Raw genomic sequence first — 14945 nt, 5'->3', positions numbered from 1 at the left:
AGAAGGCATGAGCGACGAAAAGCTGCAGGAGCTGTACGTACCGGCGGGGGCCGCGGCGCGTGGTCCTTACGCCCTGCGCATCGACCCGGAGCAGGCCGGCTGGGGGTACTCCAGCCTGCGTGTACTGGAACTGGCGCCCGGCGCCTCGCACTCCCTCGCCGCCGGGGACAGTGAGTGGATCGTGCTGCCGCTCACCGGCGGTTGCACAGTGCACACGCAAGGCGAGACCTTTGAACTGCTGGGCAGGGAAAGCGTGTTCGGCGGAGTGACGGACTTCGCCTATGTGCCGCGCGATGCCCATGCGCAGATCGCCTCCGGTGCGGGAGGCCGCTTCGCCCTGGCAGGAGCGAAGTGCGAGCGCCGACTCCCCGCTCGCTACGGCCCCGCGCCGGAGGTACCGGTCGAGCTGCGCGGCTCGGGCAGCTGCTCGCGCCAGGTGAACAACTTCGCCGCGGCAGACACCTTCCTTTGCGACAAGCTCATCGCGGTCGAGGTGCTCACGCCCGGCGGCAACTGGTCCTCGTACCCGCCGCACAAGCACGACGAGCACCGCCCCGGCGTCGAGTCCGAGCTTGAGGAGATCTACTACTTCGAGATCGACCGCGGCGGTCTGGGCTACCACCGGGTCTCTCCGTCGAAGCCCGGCGGTACGGACATCCTCGCCGAGGTCCGTACGGGTGACGCCGTCCTCATCCCCGACGGCTGGCACGGCCCGTCCATCGCCGCGCCCGGCCGGGACATGTACTACCTCAATGTGATGGCGGGCCCCGGCAGTACACGGGAGTGGCTGATCCGCGACCACCCCGACCACGGCTGGATCCGCGACACCTGGCCGGAGCAACCCGTCGACCCCCGGCTGCCGCTGTACGAGGCCGAGGAGGGCCAGCAATGAGTTCGGGAACGAATACGCGCCGACTCACCGTCGCCCAGGCGCTCGTCGCCTTCCTCGCCCGCCAGTACACCGAGCGCGACGGCCGCCGCCACCGACTGATCAACGCCACCTGGGGCATCTTCGGCCACGGCAATGTGGCCGGCCTCGGCCAGGCGCTGCTCGAGTCCGGCACCACCGTGCTTCCCGGGGAGACACTCCCCGGACCCCCCATGCCGTACATCCAGGGCCGCAACGAACAAGCCATGGTGCACGCCGCCGTCGGCTACGCCCGTCAGTCCCGGCGTCTCTCCGCCCACGCCGTCACCACCTCCATCGGCCCCGGCGCGACCAACCTCGTCACCGGCGCCGCGCTCGCCACCGTCAATCGGCTTCCAGTCCTCCTGCTGCCCGGCGACGTGTTCGCGACCCGCCCCGCCGACCCGGTCCTGCAGCAGCTCGAAGTCCCGTACGCGGGCGATGTGTCGGTCAACGACGCCCTGCGTCCCGTCTCCCGCTACTTCGACCGTGTCACCCGTCCCGAGGCGTTGATTCCGGCGGCGCTGCAGGCGATGCGTGTGCTCTCCGACCCGGCCGAGACCGGCGCGGTCACGCTCGCGCTGCCGCAGGATGTGCAGGCCGAGGCGTACGACTGGCCGGAGGACTTCTTCGCCGAGCGCGTCTGGCAGGTGTGCCGCCCGAGGCCCGACCTGGACGCGCTGGACGCGGCGCGCCGCGTGGTGAGTGGCGCCCGCCGCCCCTTGATCGTCGCGGGCGGCGGCGTCCACCACAGCGAGGCCGAACAGGCCCTGCGGGCCTTCGCCGACGCGACCGGCATCCCGGTCGCCTCCACCCAGGCCGGCAAGGGCTCGCTTCCCTACGACCACCCCTGCGACGTCGGCGGCATCGGCCACACCGGCACCGCGACCGCCGACGAGCTGGCCCGTACCGCCGATCTGGTGATCGGTGTCGGCACCCGCTGGTCCGACTTCACCACCGCATCGGCGACCCTCTTCCAGAACCCTGGCGTGCGCTTCCTGAACATCAACATCACCTCCCTCGACGCCCACAAGATGGCCGGTCTCTCCCTGGTCGCGGACGCCCGGACCGCCCTGGACGAGCTCGCCGGCGCGCTGGGCACGGGTATGCGCGTCGAGCCCGCGTACGAGACGGAGTACGCCGATGACAAGGAGCGCTGGGAGTACCGCGTCGGCGCCGCGTACGAGGCCGACGACCCGGATGTCCGCCCCACGCAGCCGCAGGTGCTCGGCGCACTGGACGCTCTGGTCACGGGAGACGACATCGTGATCAACGCCGCGGGTTCCCTCCCCGGCGACCTCCACAAGCTGTGGCGTGCCCGTTCGTCCGACCAGTACCACGTCGAGTACGGCTATTCCTGCATGGGCTACGAGATCCCGGCGGCCATCGGCGTCGCGATGGCCGCGCCGGGCCGGCCCGTCTGGGCGCTCGTCGGCGATGGTACGTATCTGATGAATCCCACCGAAATCGTTACAGCCGTTCAGGAGAACATCCCTATCAAGGTCGTCATCCTGCAGAACCACGGATACGCCTCGATCGGCGGTCTGTCCGAGTCGGTCGGCGCGGAGCGCTTCGGCACCGCCTACCGCTACCGGGCCCCCGACCGTACGTACACCGGGGCTCCGCTCCCGGTCGACCTGGCCGCGAACGCCGCCTCGCTCGGAATGCGTGTGATCCGGGCCAAGACGGTGCGTGACCTGCACGAAGCGCTCGCCGGGGCCCGCGAGGCGGACGTTCCCACATGTGTCTACGTCGAGACCGAAACGGCAGACACTGTGTCGGGCGCGCCTCCGGCGCAGGCGTGGTGGGATGTTCCGGTGGCCGAGACCGCGACCCGCCCGTCGGCGGTCGAGGCCCGGAAGGAGTACGACCGGCAGGTCACCGCCCGACGCCGCCATCTCTGAAGGAGCACGAAATGAAGACCGTCAACCACTGGATCGGTGGCAAGACCGTCGAGGGTGCGTCAGGCAACTGGGGCCCGGTCACCGACCCGGCGACCGGCGCCGTCACCACCCAGGTCGCCCTGGCCTCGGTGGAGGAGGTCGACGCGGCCGTCACTGCGGCGCGGTCGGCGTACGCGACCTGGGGCACGTCCTCGCTCGCGCAGCGCACCGGGATCCTTTTCCACTACCGCGCACTCCTCGACGCGCACCGCGACGAGATCGCCGCGCTGATCACCGCCGAGCACGGCAAGGTCCACTCCGACGCGCTCGGCGAGGTCGCCCGCGGCCTGGAGATCGTGGAACTCGCCTGCGGTATCACCACCCAGCTCAAGGGTGAGCTGTCCACCCAGGTATCCAGCCGGGTCGACGTCTCCTCGATCCGTCAGCCGCTCGGTGTCGTCGCCGGCATCACGCCGTTCAACTTCCCGGCGATGGTGCCGATGTGGATGTTCCCGCTGGCCATCGCCTGCGGCAACACCTTCGTGCTGAAGCCGAGCGAGAAGGACCCGTCGGCCGCCAACCTCCTCGCCGAGCTGGCTTCGGAGGCCGGGCTGCCCGACGGCGTGCTCAATGTCGTCCACGGCGACAAGGTCGCGGTCGACGCGCTGCTGGCCCACCCGGATGTCAGCGCGGTCTCGTTCGTCGGCTCCACCCCGATCGCCCGCTACATCCACACCACCGCCTCCGCGAACCACAAGCGCGTCCAGGCGCTCGGCGGCGCGAAGAACCACATGCTGGTCCTTCCGGACGCGGACCTGGACGCGGCCGCCGACGCCGCGGTCTCGGCGGCGTACGGCTCGGCCGGCGAGCGCTGCATGGCCATCTCCGCGGTCGTCGCGGTCAGTTCCATCGCCGACGAGTTGGTGCAGAAGATCCGCGAGCGCGCCGAGAAGATCAAGATCGGCCCCGGCAACGACCCGGCGTCGGAGATGGGCCCGCTGATCACCAAGGCCCACCGCGACAAGGTCGCCTCGTACGTCAAGGGCGCGGCGGCGCAGGGTGCGGAGGTCGTCCTGGACGGCACGGGCCACACGGTCGACGGCTTCGAGGACGGCCACTGGATCGGCCTGTCGCTCCTCGACCACGTCTCCACCGACTCCGACGCCTACCGTGACGAGATCTTCGGCCCGGTGCTGTGCGTTCTGCGCGCGGAGACGTACGAGGAGGGCGTGGCGCTCATCAACGCCTCCCCCTTCGGGAACGGCACCGCGATCTTCACTCGCGACGGCGGCGCGGCCCGTCGCTTCCAGCTGGAGATCGAGGCGGGAATGGTCGGCGTGAACGTCCCGATCCCGGTGCCGGTGGGCTACCACTCCTTCGGCGGCTGGAAGGACTCGCTCTTCGGCGACCACCACATCTACGGCAACGACGGAGTGCACTTCTACACTCGCGGTAAGGTCGTCACCACCCGCTGGCCGGACCCTTCGGATGCACCGGCCGGCGTGGACCTGGGCTTCCCGCGCAACCACTGACAGCAACAGCAGGCAGGCACCGGGCCCGTACGGAACTCTGTATCCGTACGGGCCGCGCCTGTCCGGTGTGGCGCGGCCGGCGCCCGCGGCGGCCCGCTCGCAGTTCACGTGCGACGGCGTTCCAGGGTCTCCGACACGCCGAGGGCTGCATATTTCACCTATTTACTATTTATTGGTTCATTCGTGTGGCCGATAGCGATGGGGGCGCGTTCGTCGTTGAGAGGGCTGTGACCACGCCAACTTCACACCCCAAGTCGCTCAACCCACGTGCCGACGGACTGCCCCGGTGGCCCATGCGTACCAGTACGGAAGGTGCCGCCGTTCTGGTCCGGGCCCGGGAGTGCACCGCGGAACTGGCGGACTTCATGGCGGCCATGGACCTGATCGAGGCCGATTACACCCGCCGCTTCCCCGCGTGACCGCCGAGCATGGCGCCGCACACTTCCACCGCGGCCCACTGCCGGAGCCGCCATTGCCACCACCACTGGACATCGTCCACGGTAGGAACGACATGTATGACAGGCACGACCACTTCGGGGCGTACGGAATGCCTGCTGAGCAGTACGACGAGGCGTACGCATCCGTCTCGGAACAGTGGGACGGTTACAGTTCCGCCGACCAGTGGGACGGCTACAGCTCCTCGTTCGGGCAGGAACCATTCTCTGCTCCGGACCTCGACGTCCTGCAAGGGCGCTGGGAACCGGACGTCGAACTGACGCAGTTGCTGCAGGAAAATCCCGACCCCGTGGAACTGCCGCCGCCCGTCATGGACCTGCGGCCCCCGACGGTCGGCCCGTCCTGCCACCGCCGGCGCCCGATGCACAAAGTGAAGCCGAGAGCGTGGAAGCTCAACCGCAACCAGTCCCTGAACTACGCCCTGGCAGGGGCGAGTGCGGTCATCATTGCCATCGTGAGCATCCTCGGGTGCTTGCTCACCCACGACATCATGCGGCACGCCGCCGCCCCTGGTGCCGCGTTCAGGCTTTCGCCCTGGTGGCCGGCGCTGGTGTACGGACCCTGGACGGTCGCATCGCTCTCGATCCTGCGAGCCACGCTGCACCGCCGCCGTGCTCCCCACGCCTGGGCCGTCGCCCTGTTCTTCTGCGCGCTCGCCGCGCTCTCGTGCATCGCCGCGGCGCCCAGGACCGTCAGCGGAGCGGGCGTTGCCGCGCTCCCCGCCATCGCGACCATGGCCTGCTTCCACCAGTTCGTACGCCACATCACTCTCACCCGGCCGCCACGCCGCGAGGTGGGTGGCTGGTGCAGAGCCGTACGCCGCTGTTCAAGTCCTGATCATTCAGATTCGCTGTAGGTGCAGGACAAGCCGGCAGAAAACGTCGCGAGAAGGCTGCTGCCCGAGGAACGCCGTGCCCGGATGGGCAGGAACTCCTCGGGCAGCAGCTCGGTCGGATCAGAGATTCGGTCGGATCAGAGACTCGGCCGGACCGCCGGTTGGACCGGCGACTCCTAGAAGAGTGAATACAGCAGCTTGTTCGGCGAACCCGTCCGCGGGTCCTGGACCTTGCCGCTTGTCGCACCGTTCACGAGCGCGTCCCGGACCTGGACCGGGCTCGCCGTGGCGTGGGTCGCCAGGTAGAGCGCCGCGGCGCCCGCAGTGTGCGGGGTGGCCATCGAGGTGCCGGAGATCGTGTTCGTCGCCGTGTCGCTGTCCTTCCACGACGAGGTGATGTTCACGCCCGGCGCGAACAGGTCCAGACAGGTGCCGTAGTTGGAGAACGACGCCCGCCGGTCCGTGTTGTCCGTCGCGCCGACCGTGATCGCCTCGGGCACGCGGGCCGGCGAGTAGTTGCACGCGTTCGCCGGCAGGCCGAGGAAGTTGCCATTGCCCGCGGCGATCGCGTAACTCACGCCCGAGCCGATGGACTTCTTCACCGCGTTGTCCAGCGCCGCGTCCGCGCTGCCGCCCAGGCTCATGTTCGCCACGGCCGGCTTCTTCGCGTTCGCGGTCACCCAGTCGATGCCCGCGATGACCCCGGCCGTCGTACCGGAGCCCTGGCAGTCCAGGACACGTACGGCCACGAGCTTGACGCCCTTGGCGACGCCGTACGTCTTGCCGCCGACCGTGCCGGCGACATGCGTGCCGTGGCCGTTGCAGTCCTGGCCGTTCTGGCCGCCGCCCACCGTGTCCGTGCCGACGCTCGCGCGGCCGCCGAACTCGCTGTGCGAGGTGCGGATCCCGGTGTCGATGATGTACGCGGTCACGTTCGACGCGGTGGTGTTGTAGGTGTACGTCTTCGACAGCGGCAGGTTCCGCTGGTCGATGCGGTCGATGCCCCACGTGGCATTGGGCTGAGTTTCGTTGATACGGACCGTGGCGTTCTGCTGGACGTACGCCACGCGCGGATCGGCGGAGAGTTTCGCGGCCTTCGCGCCGGACATCGACGCGGAGAAGCCCGTGAGGGCACTGCGGTAGGTGTGGTTCGGCGTGACGCCCAGATCGGCGGCGCGCGTGGTGCCGTCCTTCAGGACGACAATCCAGCTGTTCTGTACGGCAGTTGCAGTGGGAGCGAGACGGAGATCGCCGATGGACGCGCTGTGCGCGGTGGGGGAAACGGCGAACTGGAGACCGGCCGCAAGGGCGACTGCGGGTATCAGCGCCCCGACGCGTCGGGCAGTGGTTCTCATCTCGTGCACCTACCTTTCGTTGACCGTTTAAGGGACAAGTACGGGCGTGCATGCTGCCAGACAGTGCATATGCGCTGACCAGGGTCTCGTGACGTGACGTGCGACACAAGGTGCCGACGCCATGTACGGCATGACGGCCACCGGATTGTGAACACCCATCAGGTCGGCCTCGTCGACGGGGCCCTGGCTACCTGGCCGGGAACTCCCAGGTGAGCATCGCGAACACCCCGTCGTCCTTCGCCCCCGCCGACCGGTACGTCGCCAGCGCCGGGTCGTTGCCGGTGTCCACGCCTACCCACATGCCGTAGCAACCCCGCTCCCGCGCCACCTCGATCAGCGCCTCGGTCAGCGCCCGTCCGATGCCGCGCCTGCGGTACGCCTCGTCCACCGACAGCTCGTACAGGCACATCTCCGTGCCCTTGTCGGGGTGGAGCATCTCGATGCCGGAGATCATCCCGGCCGGCGTCCCGTCGACGTACGCGATCAGCATCAGATGCCCGGCGGCGGCAAGGAACCGCTCGGCCCACTCCGCCCGCGCCGGTCCGTCGTAGAGATGCTCGGCCGCGGTGAGCTCGGCCACGGTCGTAGCGCGCCGGATGTCCGTACGGAGGTCCATGCGTGGCCCTTCCCCCAGGGGTGCATACCGCGTCTGGTGTACGGCGACCGTACTCCGTACTACTTGGGGAGGCTCGTGAGTTCCCCCTGGCGGCAGCCGAGTCCGCACAGGGGACCGGCTTAGGGTTTCAAGCATGCAGATCCGACTTCCCCGGCCGCGCGGCCGATGGCTCGCAGGTGTCGCAGCCTTCGCCGTCCTCGCCGGCGCGGGCACCTGGACCGCGGTCGCTGACGACGGCGCACCGGCTGTGCACCGTGAGGACCGGGTGCAGCAGATGCCCGGGGCGGAGATCGACACCTCCTACTTCACGGCGGGTGGCAAGGGCCGCCGGCCCGCTGTTCTCCTCGGGCACGGCTTCGGCGGCAGTAAGCAGGATGTACGCGCCCAGGCCGAGCAGCTGGCCCGCGACGGATACGCCGTGCTGACCTGGTCCGCCCGCGGTTTCGGTGAGTCCACCGGGAAAATCGGGCTCAACGACCCGGACTTCGAGGTCAAGGACGTCTCGCGGCTGATCGACTGGCTGGCGGCCCGGCCCGAAGTGCAGCTTGACGCGGACGGCGATCCGCGCGTGGGTGTCACCGGGTCCTCGTACGGCGGGGCGATCTCGCTCCTCGCGGCCGGCTACGACAAGCGGGTCGATGCGATCGCACCCCAGATCACCTACTGGAACCTGGCCGACGCGCTCTTCCCGAACGGTGTCTTCAAGAAGCTCTGGGCCGGGATCTTCTTCTCGACCGGCTCGGCGGGTTCGGCGGCCGGTTCCGGCTCGCAACCCCCGGCCGACGAGCCCGCACCGGACGCGCCGGCGGGTCGGGCGGCGCCCGGCGACGCGGCGAAGACCGATGGGGCGACGGCCAAGGCGCCCGGCGACGCGGCGAAGGCCAAGGCGGCGAAGGCCGAGGCAGCGAAGGCCGAGGCAGCGAAGGCCAAGGCGGCCGGGTCCGCGGCCAGGAGTGATGCGGCGAAGGCGGCCGGGGCCGAAGCCGCCGCCGACCCGAGCGGCTGCGGGCGTTTCGAACCTGCCCTCTGCGCCATGTACGAGCGCGTCGCCGTTGCCGGAAAGCCCGACGCCGCCGCCCGTACGCTCCTCGAGGCCCGCAGCCCCTCCGCCGTCGGCGACCGCATCAAGGTGCCCGCGCTCATCGTGCAGGGCCAGGCGGACTCGCTCTTCCCGCTGATGCACGCCGACGCCATGGCCAAGAGGATCAGCGCCAACGGCGTGCCCGTCTCCGTCGACTGGATCGCGGGCGGCCACGACGGCGGCGACCGGGAGACCGGCCGGGTCCAGGGCCGTATCAGCGACTGGTTCGACCGGTACCTCAAGCAGGACAAGGGCGCGGACACCGGGACCGGCTTCCGCGTCAGCCGGACCGGCGGCGTCGACTCCACCGACGGACAGGCCCTGCTGCGCGGCGCCACCGGCAACGCCTATCCGGGGCTCGGCAGCGGCGTGCGGCCGGTCGCGCTCAACGGCCGCGCGCAGACCTTCGCGAATCCGGCCGGCGCCACCCCGCCGGCCATCTCGGCCGTCCCCGGCCTCACCGGCGGGCTCGCCCAGCTCTCCTCTCTCGGCCTCGGACTCTCCCTCGACTTCCCCGGCCAGTTCGCGCGCTTCGACTCCGCGCCGTTGGCCCAGTCGCTGCGGATCACCGGCTCGCCGACCGTCAAGGTCAGGGTGACCTCGAGCAGCGGCGACGCGGTCCTGTTCGGGAAGGTGTACGACGTCGGGCCCAACGGCCGTGAGCAGGTGCTGCCTTCCCAGCTCGTCGCGCCGGTCCGGGTCGAGGGCGCCGGGCAGGGCAGGGACGTCGAGCTGTCCCTGCCGGCCGTCGACCACGAGGTCGACGCCGGCCACCGGCTGCGGCTGGTGCTGTCCGCGACCGACCTCGGCTATGCGTCTCCGGCCGCCCCCGCCGCGTACACCGTCGAACTCCTCGGCAGTGGCGCACTGGCTGTGCCCACCGCGCCCGCCGTGAAGACGCAGGCCGCGGGACTGCCCTGGTGGACCTGGGTCCTCCCGGCCGCGGGCGCGCTGCTGGCGGCGGCCCTGCTGATCACAGCCCGCCGCCGGGTGGTCGCTCCCGCACCCGACCCCGTGCTTGCCGAAGTACCCCTGGAGATCACCGGGTTGACCAAGCGGTACTCCAAGTCCGCAGACCGGTACGCCGTACGGGAGCTCTCCTTCCGCGTCCAGAAGGGCCAGGTACTCGGCCTCCTCGGTCCCAACGGCGCGGGCAAGACCACCACCCTGCGCATGCTGATGGGCCTCATCCGGCCCGACGACGGCGAGATCCGCGTCTTCGGCCACGCCATCAGGCCCGGCGCACCTGTGCTCTCCCGGGTCGGCGCGTTCGTCGAGGGGGCGGGCTTCCTGCCGCATCTGTCGGGACGCGACAACCTGGAGCTGTACTGGCGGGCCACCGGCCGCCCCGCGAGCGACGCGCATCTGGAGGAGGCCCTGGAGATCGCCGGCCTCGGCGATGCCCTCGCCCGCGCCGTACGCACCTACTCGCAGGGCATGCGGCAGCGTCTCGCCATCGCCCAGGCCATGCTCGGCATGCCCGATCTGCTCATCCTCGACGAGCCGACGAACGGCCTCGACCCGCCCCAGATCCGTGAGATGCGCGACGTGATGATCCGGTACGCGGCCGCAGGCCGGACCGTCATCGTCTCCAGCCACCTCCTGTCGGAGGTCGAGCAGTCCTGCACGCATCTGGTGGTCATGGACCGTGGGCGGCTGGTGCAGGCAGGACCGGTCGCGGAGATCACCGGCGAGAGCGACACCCTGCTGGTCACCACCGCGGAGGAGGTGCCGGAGCCATTGATCGAGAAGATCGCCGCTCTCCCGGGTATCGGTTCCGCCTCCCGTACGGGCGAAGGACTGCTCGTACGCCTCGACGGAGCCACCGCCACCGGCATGATCACCGAACTCGTCCGGCTGGACGTGCCGTTGACGGGCGTCGGTCCGCACCGCCGCCTGGAGGATGCCTTCCTCACCCTGATCGGAGGTTCCGCATGAGTACGCTCGTCGAGTCGGCCCCGGGCTACCGGGCACGGCACACGCTGCCGCTGCGTGTCGAGGCCGTACGGCAGCTGAAGCGCAGGCGGACGCTGGTGATGGCGGGGATCCTTGCCGCGCTGCCGCTCATCCTGATCGCCGCCTTCGCGATCGGCGGCACACCGGACGGTGGGGACAGCAGCCGGGTGACCCTGATGGACACGGCCACCGCGTCCGGCGCGAACTTCGCCGCCACCTGTCTGTTCGTCTCGGCAGGCTTCCTGTTGGTGGTGCCGGTGGCGCTCTTCCACGGGGACACCGTGGCCTCGGAGGCGAGCTGGTCCTCTCTGCGCTATCTGCTGGCCGCTCCCGTCCCGCGCTCCCGGCTGCTGTGGTCCAAACTGGCGGTGGCGCTCGGTTTCAGCGCGGCGGCGATGGTACTGCTGCCGCTGGTCGGTCTGGCGGCGGGGACCATGGCATACGGCTGGGGTCCGCTGAAGCTGCCCACGGGCGGCGGCTCCCTGGCCGCCGGCGACACCGTGGCGCGTATTGCGCTGGTCGTGGCGTTCATCTTTGTCTCCCAACTGGTCACGGCGGGACTTGCGTTCTGGCTGTCCACCAAGACCGACGCCCCGCTGGGCGCGGTCGGCGGAGCGGTCGGACTGACGATCATCGGCAATGTGCTGGACGCGGTCACCGCGCTCGGTTCGTGGCGTGATGTGCTGCCCGCGCACTGGCAGTTCGCCTGGATCGACGCGCTGCAGCCGCAGCTGGAGTGGAACGGCATGGTGAAGGGTGCGGCGGTCTCGGTGACGTACGCCCTGGTGCTGTTCGCGCTCGCCTTCCGGAACTTCTCCCGCAAGGACATCGTGTCGTAGGAGATGTCGCAGGGCATGCCGTACGGGCTGTCGCAGGAGGTCTCGCGAGCGGTCCCGCCGGGCTCCTCCTAGACCCAGCCCCGGCGAGCCGCTTCCGCTCCCGCCCGGAAGCGGCTCGTCGTGCCGAGGGCGGTGAGCAGTTGACCGACGCGGCGGCTGTACGTACGCCCGGACATGCCGAGCCGGCTCGCGGCCGTCTCGTCCGTGAGCCCTGCCAGCAAGGCCTGCAGGACGGGCTGCAGATGGACGGGCAGGGTGCCGGGTACGGCCTGCCCGGTGAGATCGTCGCCGGTGTCCCACCAAGAGCGGTGCGCACGGACCAGGGCCTGGACGACGACGGGATCCCGGATCAGCAGCACGCCGTTGTAGTGCAGTTCGAGGTCGAGGGGGACGGCCGCGACCGTACGGTCCGCGACGAGCATCTTGAACGGGATCGAGTCGGTCACCCGGGCCGCGCCAGGACCGGTCCAGGGTGCCGTGAGATGAGTCAGCCCGTGCCGGGGCGCGATCCGCCGTACCGTCGCGGTCCGCGCGGTGGCCGTGCGCACGCATCTGCCGGCGAACTCCAGAAAGGGCTCCGGGATGCCGTGGCCCAGCGCGCCGGCCGGATTGTCGAAGCTGAGGAGCTCATGGCGAGCGGAGCGGACCAGGCCGGTCAGGGCCGCTCTCACCTGTGCCGCTCCCTGAACCGGCTGCCCCGGCACCTCCCGCAGAACGGACCGTGTGATCTCCCGCGAAAAGTCCTGTGCAACCTCCCTGCCGAGCACGGAGCCCGGAACCATTCCCGCGACCATGGCCGATCACCCCCGTCAATCCGCCTGCCAGGCCGCGTGTCAGACCGCCTGACGATCCGCGCGGTCCGTCCCCTCGGAGCCGTGCGCCACTCCATGTACGCATACGGCTGCACATGGTGACAAGGGCCTGCTCGGGGACTGGCGAGTCCTTGCCAGTCCCTTTCAGTTCCGACGCCGGACAGGTCACGATCGAGGCACGGGAGACGAGCGAATGAGGGCTGAGCGGGCCTGAGCCACTGAGGGGGTTGCCACCCGGCCGAGGGCAACCCCCGCCCGCCGTTGCCGCATTGAGATTCATCCGCAACTCCTTCGTCTGCTCCTTCTGGCCTCCTCGAACGTCACATTCACAAGTGCTGACGATCCAGGGGAGCCCAGATGAAGCTCTGCGCAAGGACGTACAGGGGAGTGCTGGCCGCGGTTCTGGCCGGCGGCATGCTGCTCACCGCCGGCTGTGGTGGAGGCGGCCAGAGCGACCGGGCCTCCCACGGAGGTGCCGAACGGCGGGCGAACGACGGCGCGAGGCCGGTGCCCGCGCCGAGAGCGCCGGACGGCGGTGGCGGAGCGCCCACGGCCGGGACCGACGCAAGGAAGGAGGGGGAGCGGAACGGCGATGAGCTCCAGGAGTCCACACCGGCGGCCGACTACCTGTCGACCTTCGCGCTCGACGTGGACACCGCCTCGTACGGCTACGCGCGCCGCACGCTCGCCGACGGGCAGCGGCCGAAGCGGGGCGACATCAGGCCCGAGGAGTTCATCAACAGCTTCCGCCAGGACTATCCGAGGCCGCAGGGCAACGGCTTCGCGGTGACGGTCGACGGTGCGCGTCCCCGGAGTGCCGAGGGCGAGGCAGGCGCCGAGGACTGGTCGCTCGTACGCGTAGGACTCTCCACCCGCCCCTCCGACCGCAAGGGTGAACGCCCGCCCGCCGCCCTCACCTTCGTGATCGACATATCCGGCTCCATGGCCGAGCCCGGCCGGCTCGACCTGGTCAAGGAGTCGCTGGGCATTCTCACCGACGAGCTGCGTGACGACGACTCGATCGCCGTCGTCACCTTCAGCGACGAGGCAGAGACGCGGCTGCCGATGACCCGGATCGACGACAACCGCGACCGTATCCATTCGGTGATCGACGGCCTGGAGCCGACCGACTCCACCAATGTGGAGGCGGGCGTTCTGGCCGGTTACGACGAGGCCGTCGAGGGCCGCAGGCGCGGGGCCACCAACCGGGTCGTCCTGCTCTCCGACGCACTCGCCAACACCGGTGAGACCGACGCCGACGCGATCCTCGACCGGATCGACGATGCCCGCCGCGAGTACGGCATCACGCTCTTCGGCGTCGGTGTCGGCAGTGAGTACGGCGATGCGCTGATGGAGCGACTGGCCGACAAGGGTGACGGGCACACCACGTATGTCTCCACCGGCGAACAGGCCAGGAAGGTCTTCGTCGACCAGCTGCCCACCCATGTCGAGTTGCGCGCCCGGGACGCGAAGGCTCAGGTGGCCTTCGACCCGAGGACCGTCAAGCAGTTCCGGCTCATCGGGTACGAGAACCGCGCGGTCGCGGACGAGGACTTCCGTAACGACCGTGTGGACGGCGGTGAGATCGGCCCCGGCCACACGGTGACGGCGCTCTATGCCGTACGGCTCCGGGAAGGTGCGAGCGGACATCTCGCGACGGCTACGGTGCGCTGGCTAGATCCGAAGACGCGGGCGCCGCACGAGCAGACCGGCTCGGTCGAGACGGATGCGGTCGACGGCGCGCTCTGGGACGGAGCCTCGAAGAGGTTCCAGGTCACCGCGGTCGCGGCGTACTTCGCCGAGTCGCTCAGGGGTGGTTCGATGCCGGGCGCGCCGACACTCGGTGAACTCGCTGAACGGGCCCGGAAGCTGGCGGGCTCGACGGAGGACAGCTCGGTGCGGCAGCTGGCGGACGCGATCGGACAGGCGCAGCGGCTGAGGGATTGAGCGCGGGAGCCCCGGACCCGCTCCGCTGTCCGGGGAGCGGGAGCCGTGGCGTCCTGCCCTGCGGCGGGGTCGGGGCTCGCCGCGGCTCGGGCCCTCTCGCAAGGTGGCTGCACCGCCCGCCGCACCGCGCCATGATGTGCCCCATGGCCACCCTCCTCCTCGCCCTCGCCATCATCTCAACAGGTCTGTACGCGGGCATGATGCTGATCTTCCGGACCGGGATCATGCCCGCGCTCGCCCGGCTGTCGGACGACCAGTTCGTGACGGTCATGAGCCGCATCAACGAGGCCGTGCCGCGCGCTGTGTTCATGCTGGTCTTCCTCTCGATCGTGGTGTTTCCGGCCGCGGCCCTGGCCGTCCCGGTCGACGGCCGCACGGACACCCAGCGGTGGCTGATCATCGCGGGCCTGGTGTGCGCGGTCCTCAACCACCTGATCACCATCGGCGGCAACATCCCACTGAACAAGGCTCTCGCCTCGGCCGAGTCGGCCTCCCCGGCTGTCCCCGCCGGCCAGGCGCGCGCCGCCTTCGAGTCCCGCTGGAACTTCCTCCATCTGATCCGCACTCTGTTCACGCTCGCGTCGTTCGCGCTGCTCGTCAGTGCCGCGCTGTAGTCGATCGTCAGGTCCTGGGGTCGGGCGAGCCGGGTCGAAACGGCGAGTAGCGGTCTATAGAATGACAAGACCGGCATTTTGGAAGCGTGGAAGCCCCCTACCCTCGAACCTG

12 protein-coding genes are annotated in these 14945 nt (G+C 70.0%); 9 read left to right on the top strand and 3 right to left on the bottom strand.

Annotated elements, in window-relative coordinates:
• Positions 1–7: 7 nt before the first annotated feature.
• From iolB to OG966_RS14330, 5 genes are all read left to right on the top strand, one after another.
• Positions 8–892, top strand: a complete 885-nt coding sequence (gene iolB / locus OG966_RS14350; RefSeq protein WP_326649996.1) for a 5-deoxy-glucuronate isomerase — start codon at positions 8–10, stop codon at positions 890–892.
• Complete coding sequence (iolD, locus tag OG966_RS14345; protein ID WP_326649995.1) at positions 889–2811, top strand: 3D-(3,5/4)-trihydroxycyclohexane-1,2-dione acylhydrolase (decyclizing); 1923 nt, start codon at positions 889–891, stop codon at positions 2809–2811. Before iolB ends, iolD begins: the two co-directional genes overlap by 4 nt.
• Before the next feature lie 11 nt (positions 2812–2822).
• A complete protein-coding gene (mmsA, locus tag OG966_RS14340; RefSeq protein ID WP_326649994.1) occupies positions 2823–4322 on the top strand; it encodes a CoA-acylating methylmalonate-semialdehyde dehydrogenase in 1500 nt (499 codons plus the stop codon).
• A 293-nt stretch (positions 4323–4615) separates the two neighbouring features.
• Complete coding sequence (locus OG966_RS14335) at positions 4616–4741, top strand: hypothetical protein (RefSeq protein ID WP_326649993.1); 126 nt, start codon at positions 4616–4618, stop codon at positions 4739–4741.
• Between the two features lie 92 nt (positions 4742–4833).
• The gene (locus OG966_RS14330; protein ID WP_326649992.1) at positions 4834–5634 is read left to right on the top strand and encodes a DUF2637 domain-containing protein; all 801 of its coding nucleotides are present in this window, start codon (positions 4834–4836) and stop codon (positions 5632–5634) included.
• 155 nt (positions 5635–5789) lie between these two features.
• On the opposite strand, the gene OG966_RS14325 is transcribed toward OG966_RS14330, so the two are convergent.
• Together OG966_RS14325 and OG966_RS14320 are read right to left on the bottom strand one after the other, a co-directional pair.
• Positions 5790–6968, bottom strand: a complete 1179-nt coding sequence (locus OG966_RS14325; protein ID WP_406732007.1) for a S8 family peptidase — start codon at positions 6966–6968, stop codon at positions 5790–5792.
• Between the two features lie 187 nt (positions 6969–7155).
• Positions 7156–7584, bottom strand: a complete 429-nt coding sequence (locus OG966_RS14320) for a GNAT family N-acetyltransferase (protein ID WP_326649990.1) — start codon at positions 7582–7584, stop codon at positions 7156–7158.
• Positions 7585–7717: 133 nt separating this feature from the next.
• Here OG966_RS14320 and OG966_RS14315 point away from each other — a divergent pair, with 133 nt between their 5' ends.
• Positions 7718–10603, top strand: a complete 2886-nt coding sequence (locus tag OG966_RS14315) for an alpha/beta fold hydrolase (RefSeq protein WP_326649989.1) — start codon at positions 7718–7720, stop codon at positions 10601–10603.
• Positions 10600–11460, top strand: a complete 861-nt coding sequence (locus tag OG966_RS14310; RefSeq protein ID WP_326649988.1) for an ABC transporter permease — start codon at positions 10600–10602, stop codon at positions 11458–11460. Before OG966_RS14315 ends, OG966_RS14310 begins: the two co-directional genes overlap by 4 nt.
• Positions 11461–11528: 68 nt before the next feature.
• Here the strand turns inward: OG966_RS14310 and OG966_RS14305 are convergent, their stop codons facing one another.
• Positions 11529–12131, bottom strand: a complete 603-nt coding sequence (locus OG966_RS14305; RefSeq protein ID WP_326649986.1) for a DNA-binding response regulator — start codon at positions 12129–12131, stop codon at positions 11529–11531.
• Between the two features lie 498 nt (positions 12132–12629).
• On the opposite strand from OG966_RS14305, the gene OG966_RS14300 reads away from it, so the two are divergent.
• Together OG966_RS14300 and OG966_RS14295 are read left to right on the top strand one after the other, a co-directional pair.
• Positions 12630–14219: a vWA domain-containing protein gene (locus OG966_RS14300; RefSeq protein ID WP_326649985.1), complete on the top strand. Its 1590-nt coding sequence runs from the start codon at positions 12630–12632 to the stop codon at positions 14217–14219.
• Between the two features lie 143 nt (positions 14220–14362).
• The gene (locus OG966_RS14295) at positions 14363–14833 is read left to right on the top strand and encodes an anthrone oxygenase family protein (protein WP_326649984.1); all 471 of its coding nucleotides are present in this window, start codon (positions 14363–14365) and stop codon (positions 14831–14833) included.
• The last annotated feature ends 112 nt before the right edge of the window (positions 14834–14945 follow it).

This window comes from Streptomyces sp. NBC_01750 (genome assembly GCF_035918095.1).
Lineage (GTDB): Bacteria > Actinomycetota > Actinomycetes > Streptomycetales > Streptomycetaceae > Streptomyces.
This window is presented reverse-complemented; position numbering and strand designations above follow the sequence as displayed.

What these genes read in the sequence shown, in the direction of transcription:
- iolB (WP_326649996.1), top strand. Translation starts at nt 8, where the DNA reads ATGAGCGACGAAAAGCTGCAGGAGCTGTACGTACCGGCGGGGGCCGCG.
- iolD (WP_326649995.1), top strand. Translation starts at nt 889, where the DNA reads ATGAGTTCGGGAACGAATACGCGCCGACTCACCGTCGCCCAGGCGCTC.
- mmsA (WP_326649994.1), top strand. Translation starts at nt 2,823, where the DNA reads ATGAAGACCGTCAACCACTGGATCGGTGGCAAGACCGTCGAGGGTGCG.
- OG966_RS14335 (WP_326649993.1), top strand. Translation starts at nt 4,616, where the DNA reads ATGCGTACCAGTACGGAAGGTGCCGCCGTTCTGGTCCGGGCCCGGGAG.
- OG966_RS14330 (WP_326649992.1), top strand. Translation starts at nt 4,834, where the DNA reads ATGTATGACAGGCACGACCACTTCGGGGCGTACGGAATGCCTGCTGAG.
- OG966_RS14325 (WP_406732007.1), bottom strand. Translation starts at nt 6,968, where the DNA reads ATGAGAACCACTGCCCGACGCGTCGGGGCGCTGATACCCGCAGTCGCC.
- OG966_RS14320 (WP_326649990.1), bottom strand. Translation starts at nt 7,584, where the DNA reads ATGGACCTCCGTACGGACATCCGGCGCGCTACGACCGTGGCCGAGCTC.
- OG966_RS14315 (WP_326649989.1), top strand. Translation starts at nt 7,718, where the DNA reads ATGCAGATCCGACTTCCCCGGCCGCGCGGCCGATGGCTCGCAGGTGTC.
- OG966_RS14310 (WP_326649988.1), top strand. Translation starts at nt 10,600, where the DNA reads ATGAGTACGCTCGTCGAGTCGGCCCCGGGCTACCGGGCACGGCACACG.
- OG966_RS14300 (WP_326649985.1), top strand. Translation starts at nt 12,630, where the DNA reads ATGAAGCTCTGCGCAAGGACGTACAGGGGAGTGCTGGCCGCGGTTCTG.
- OG966_RS14295 (WP_326649984.1), top strand. Translation starts at nt 14,363, where the DNA reads ATGGCCACCCTCCTCCTCGCCCTCGCCATCATCTCAACAGGTCTGTAC.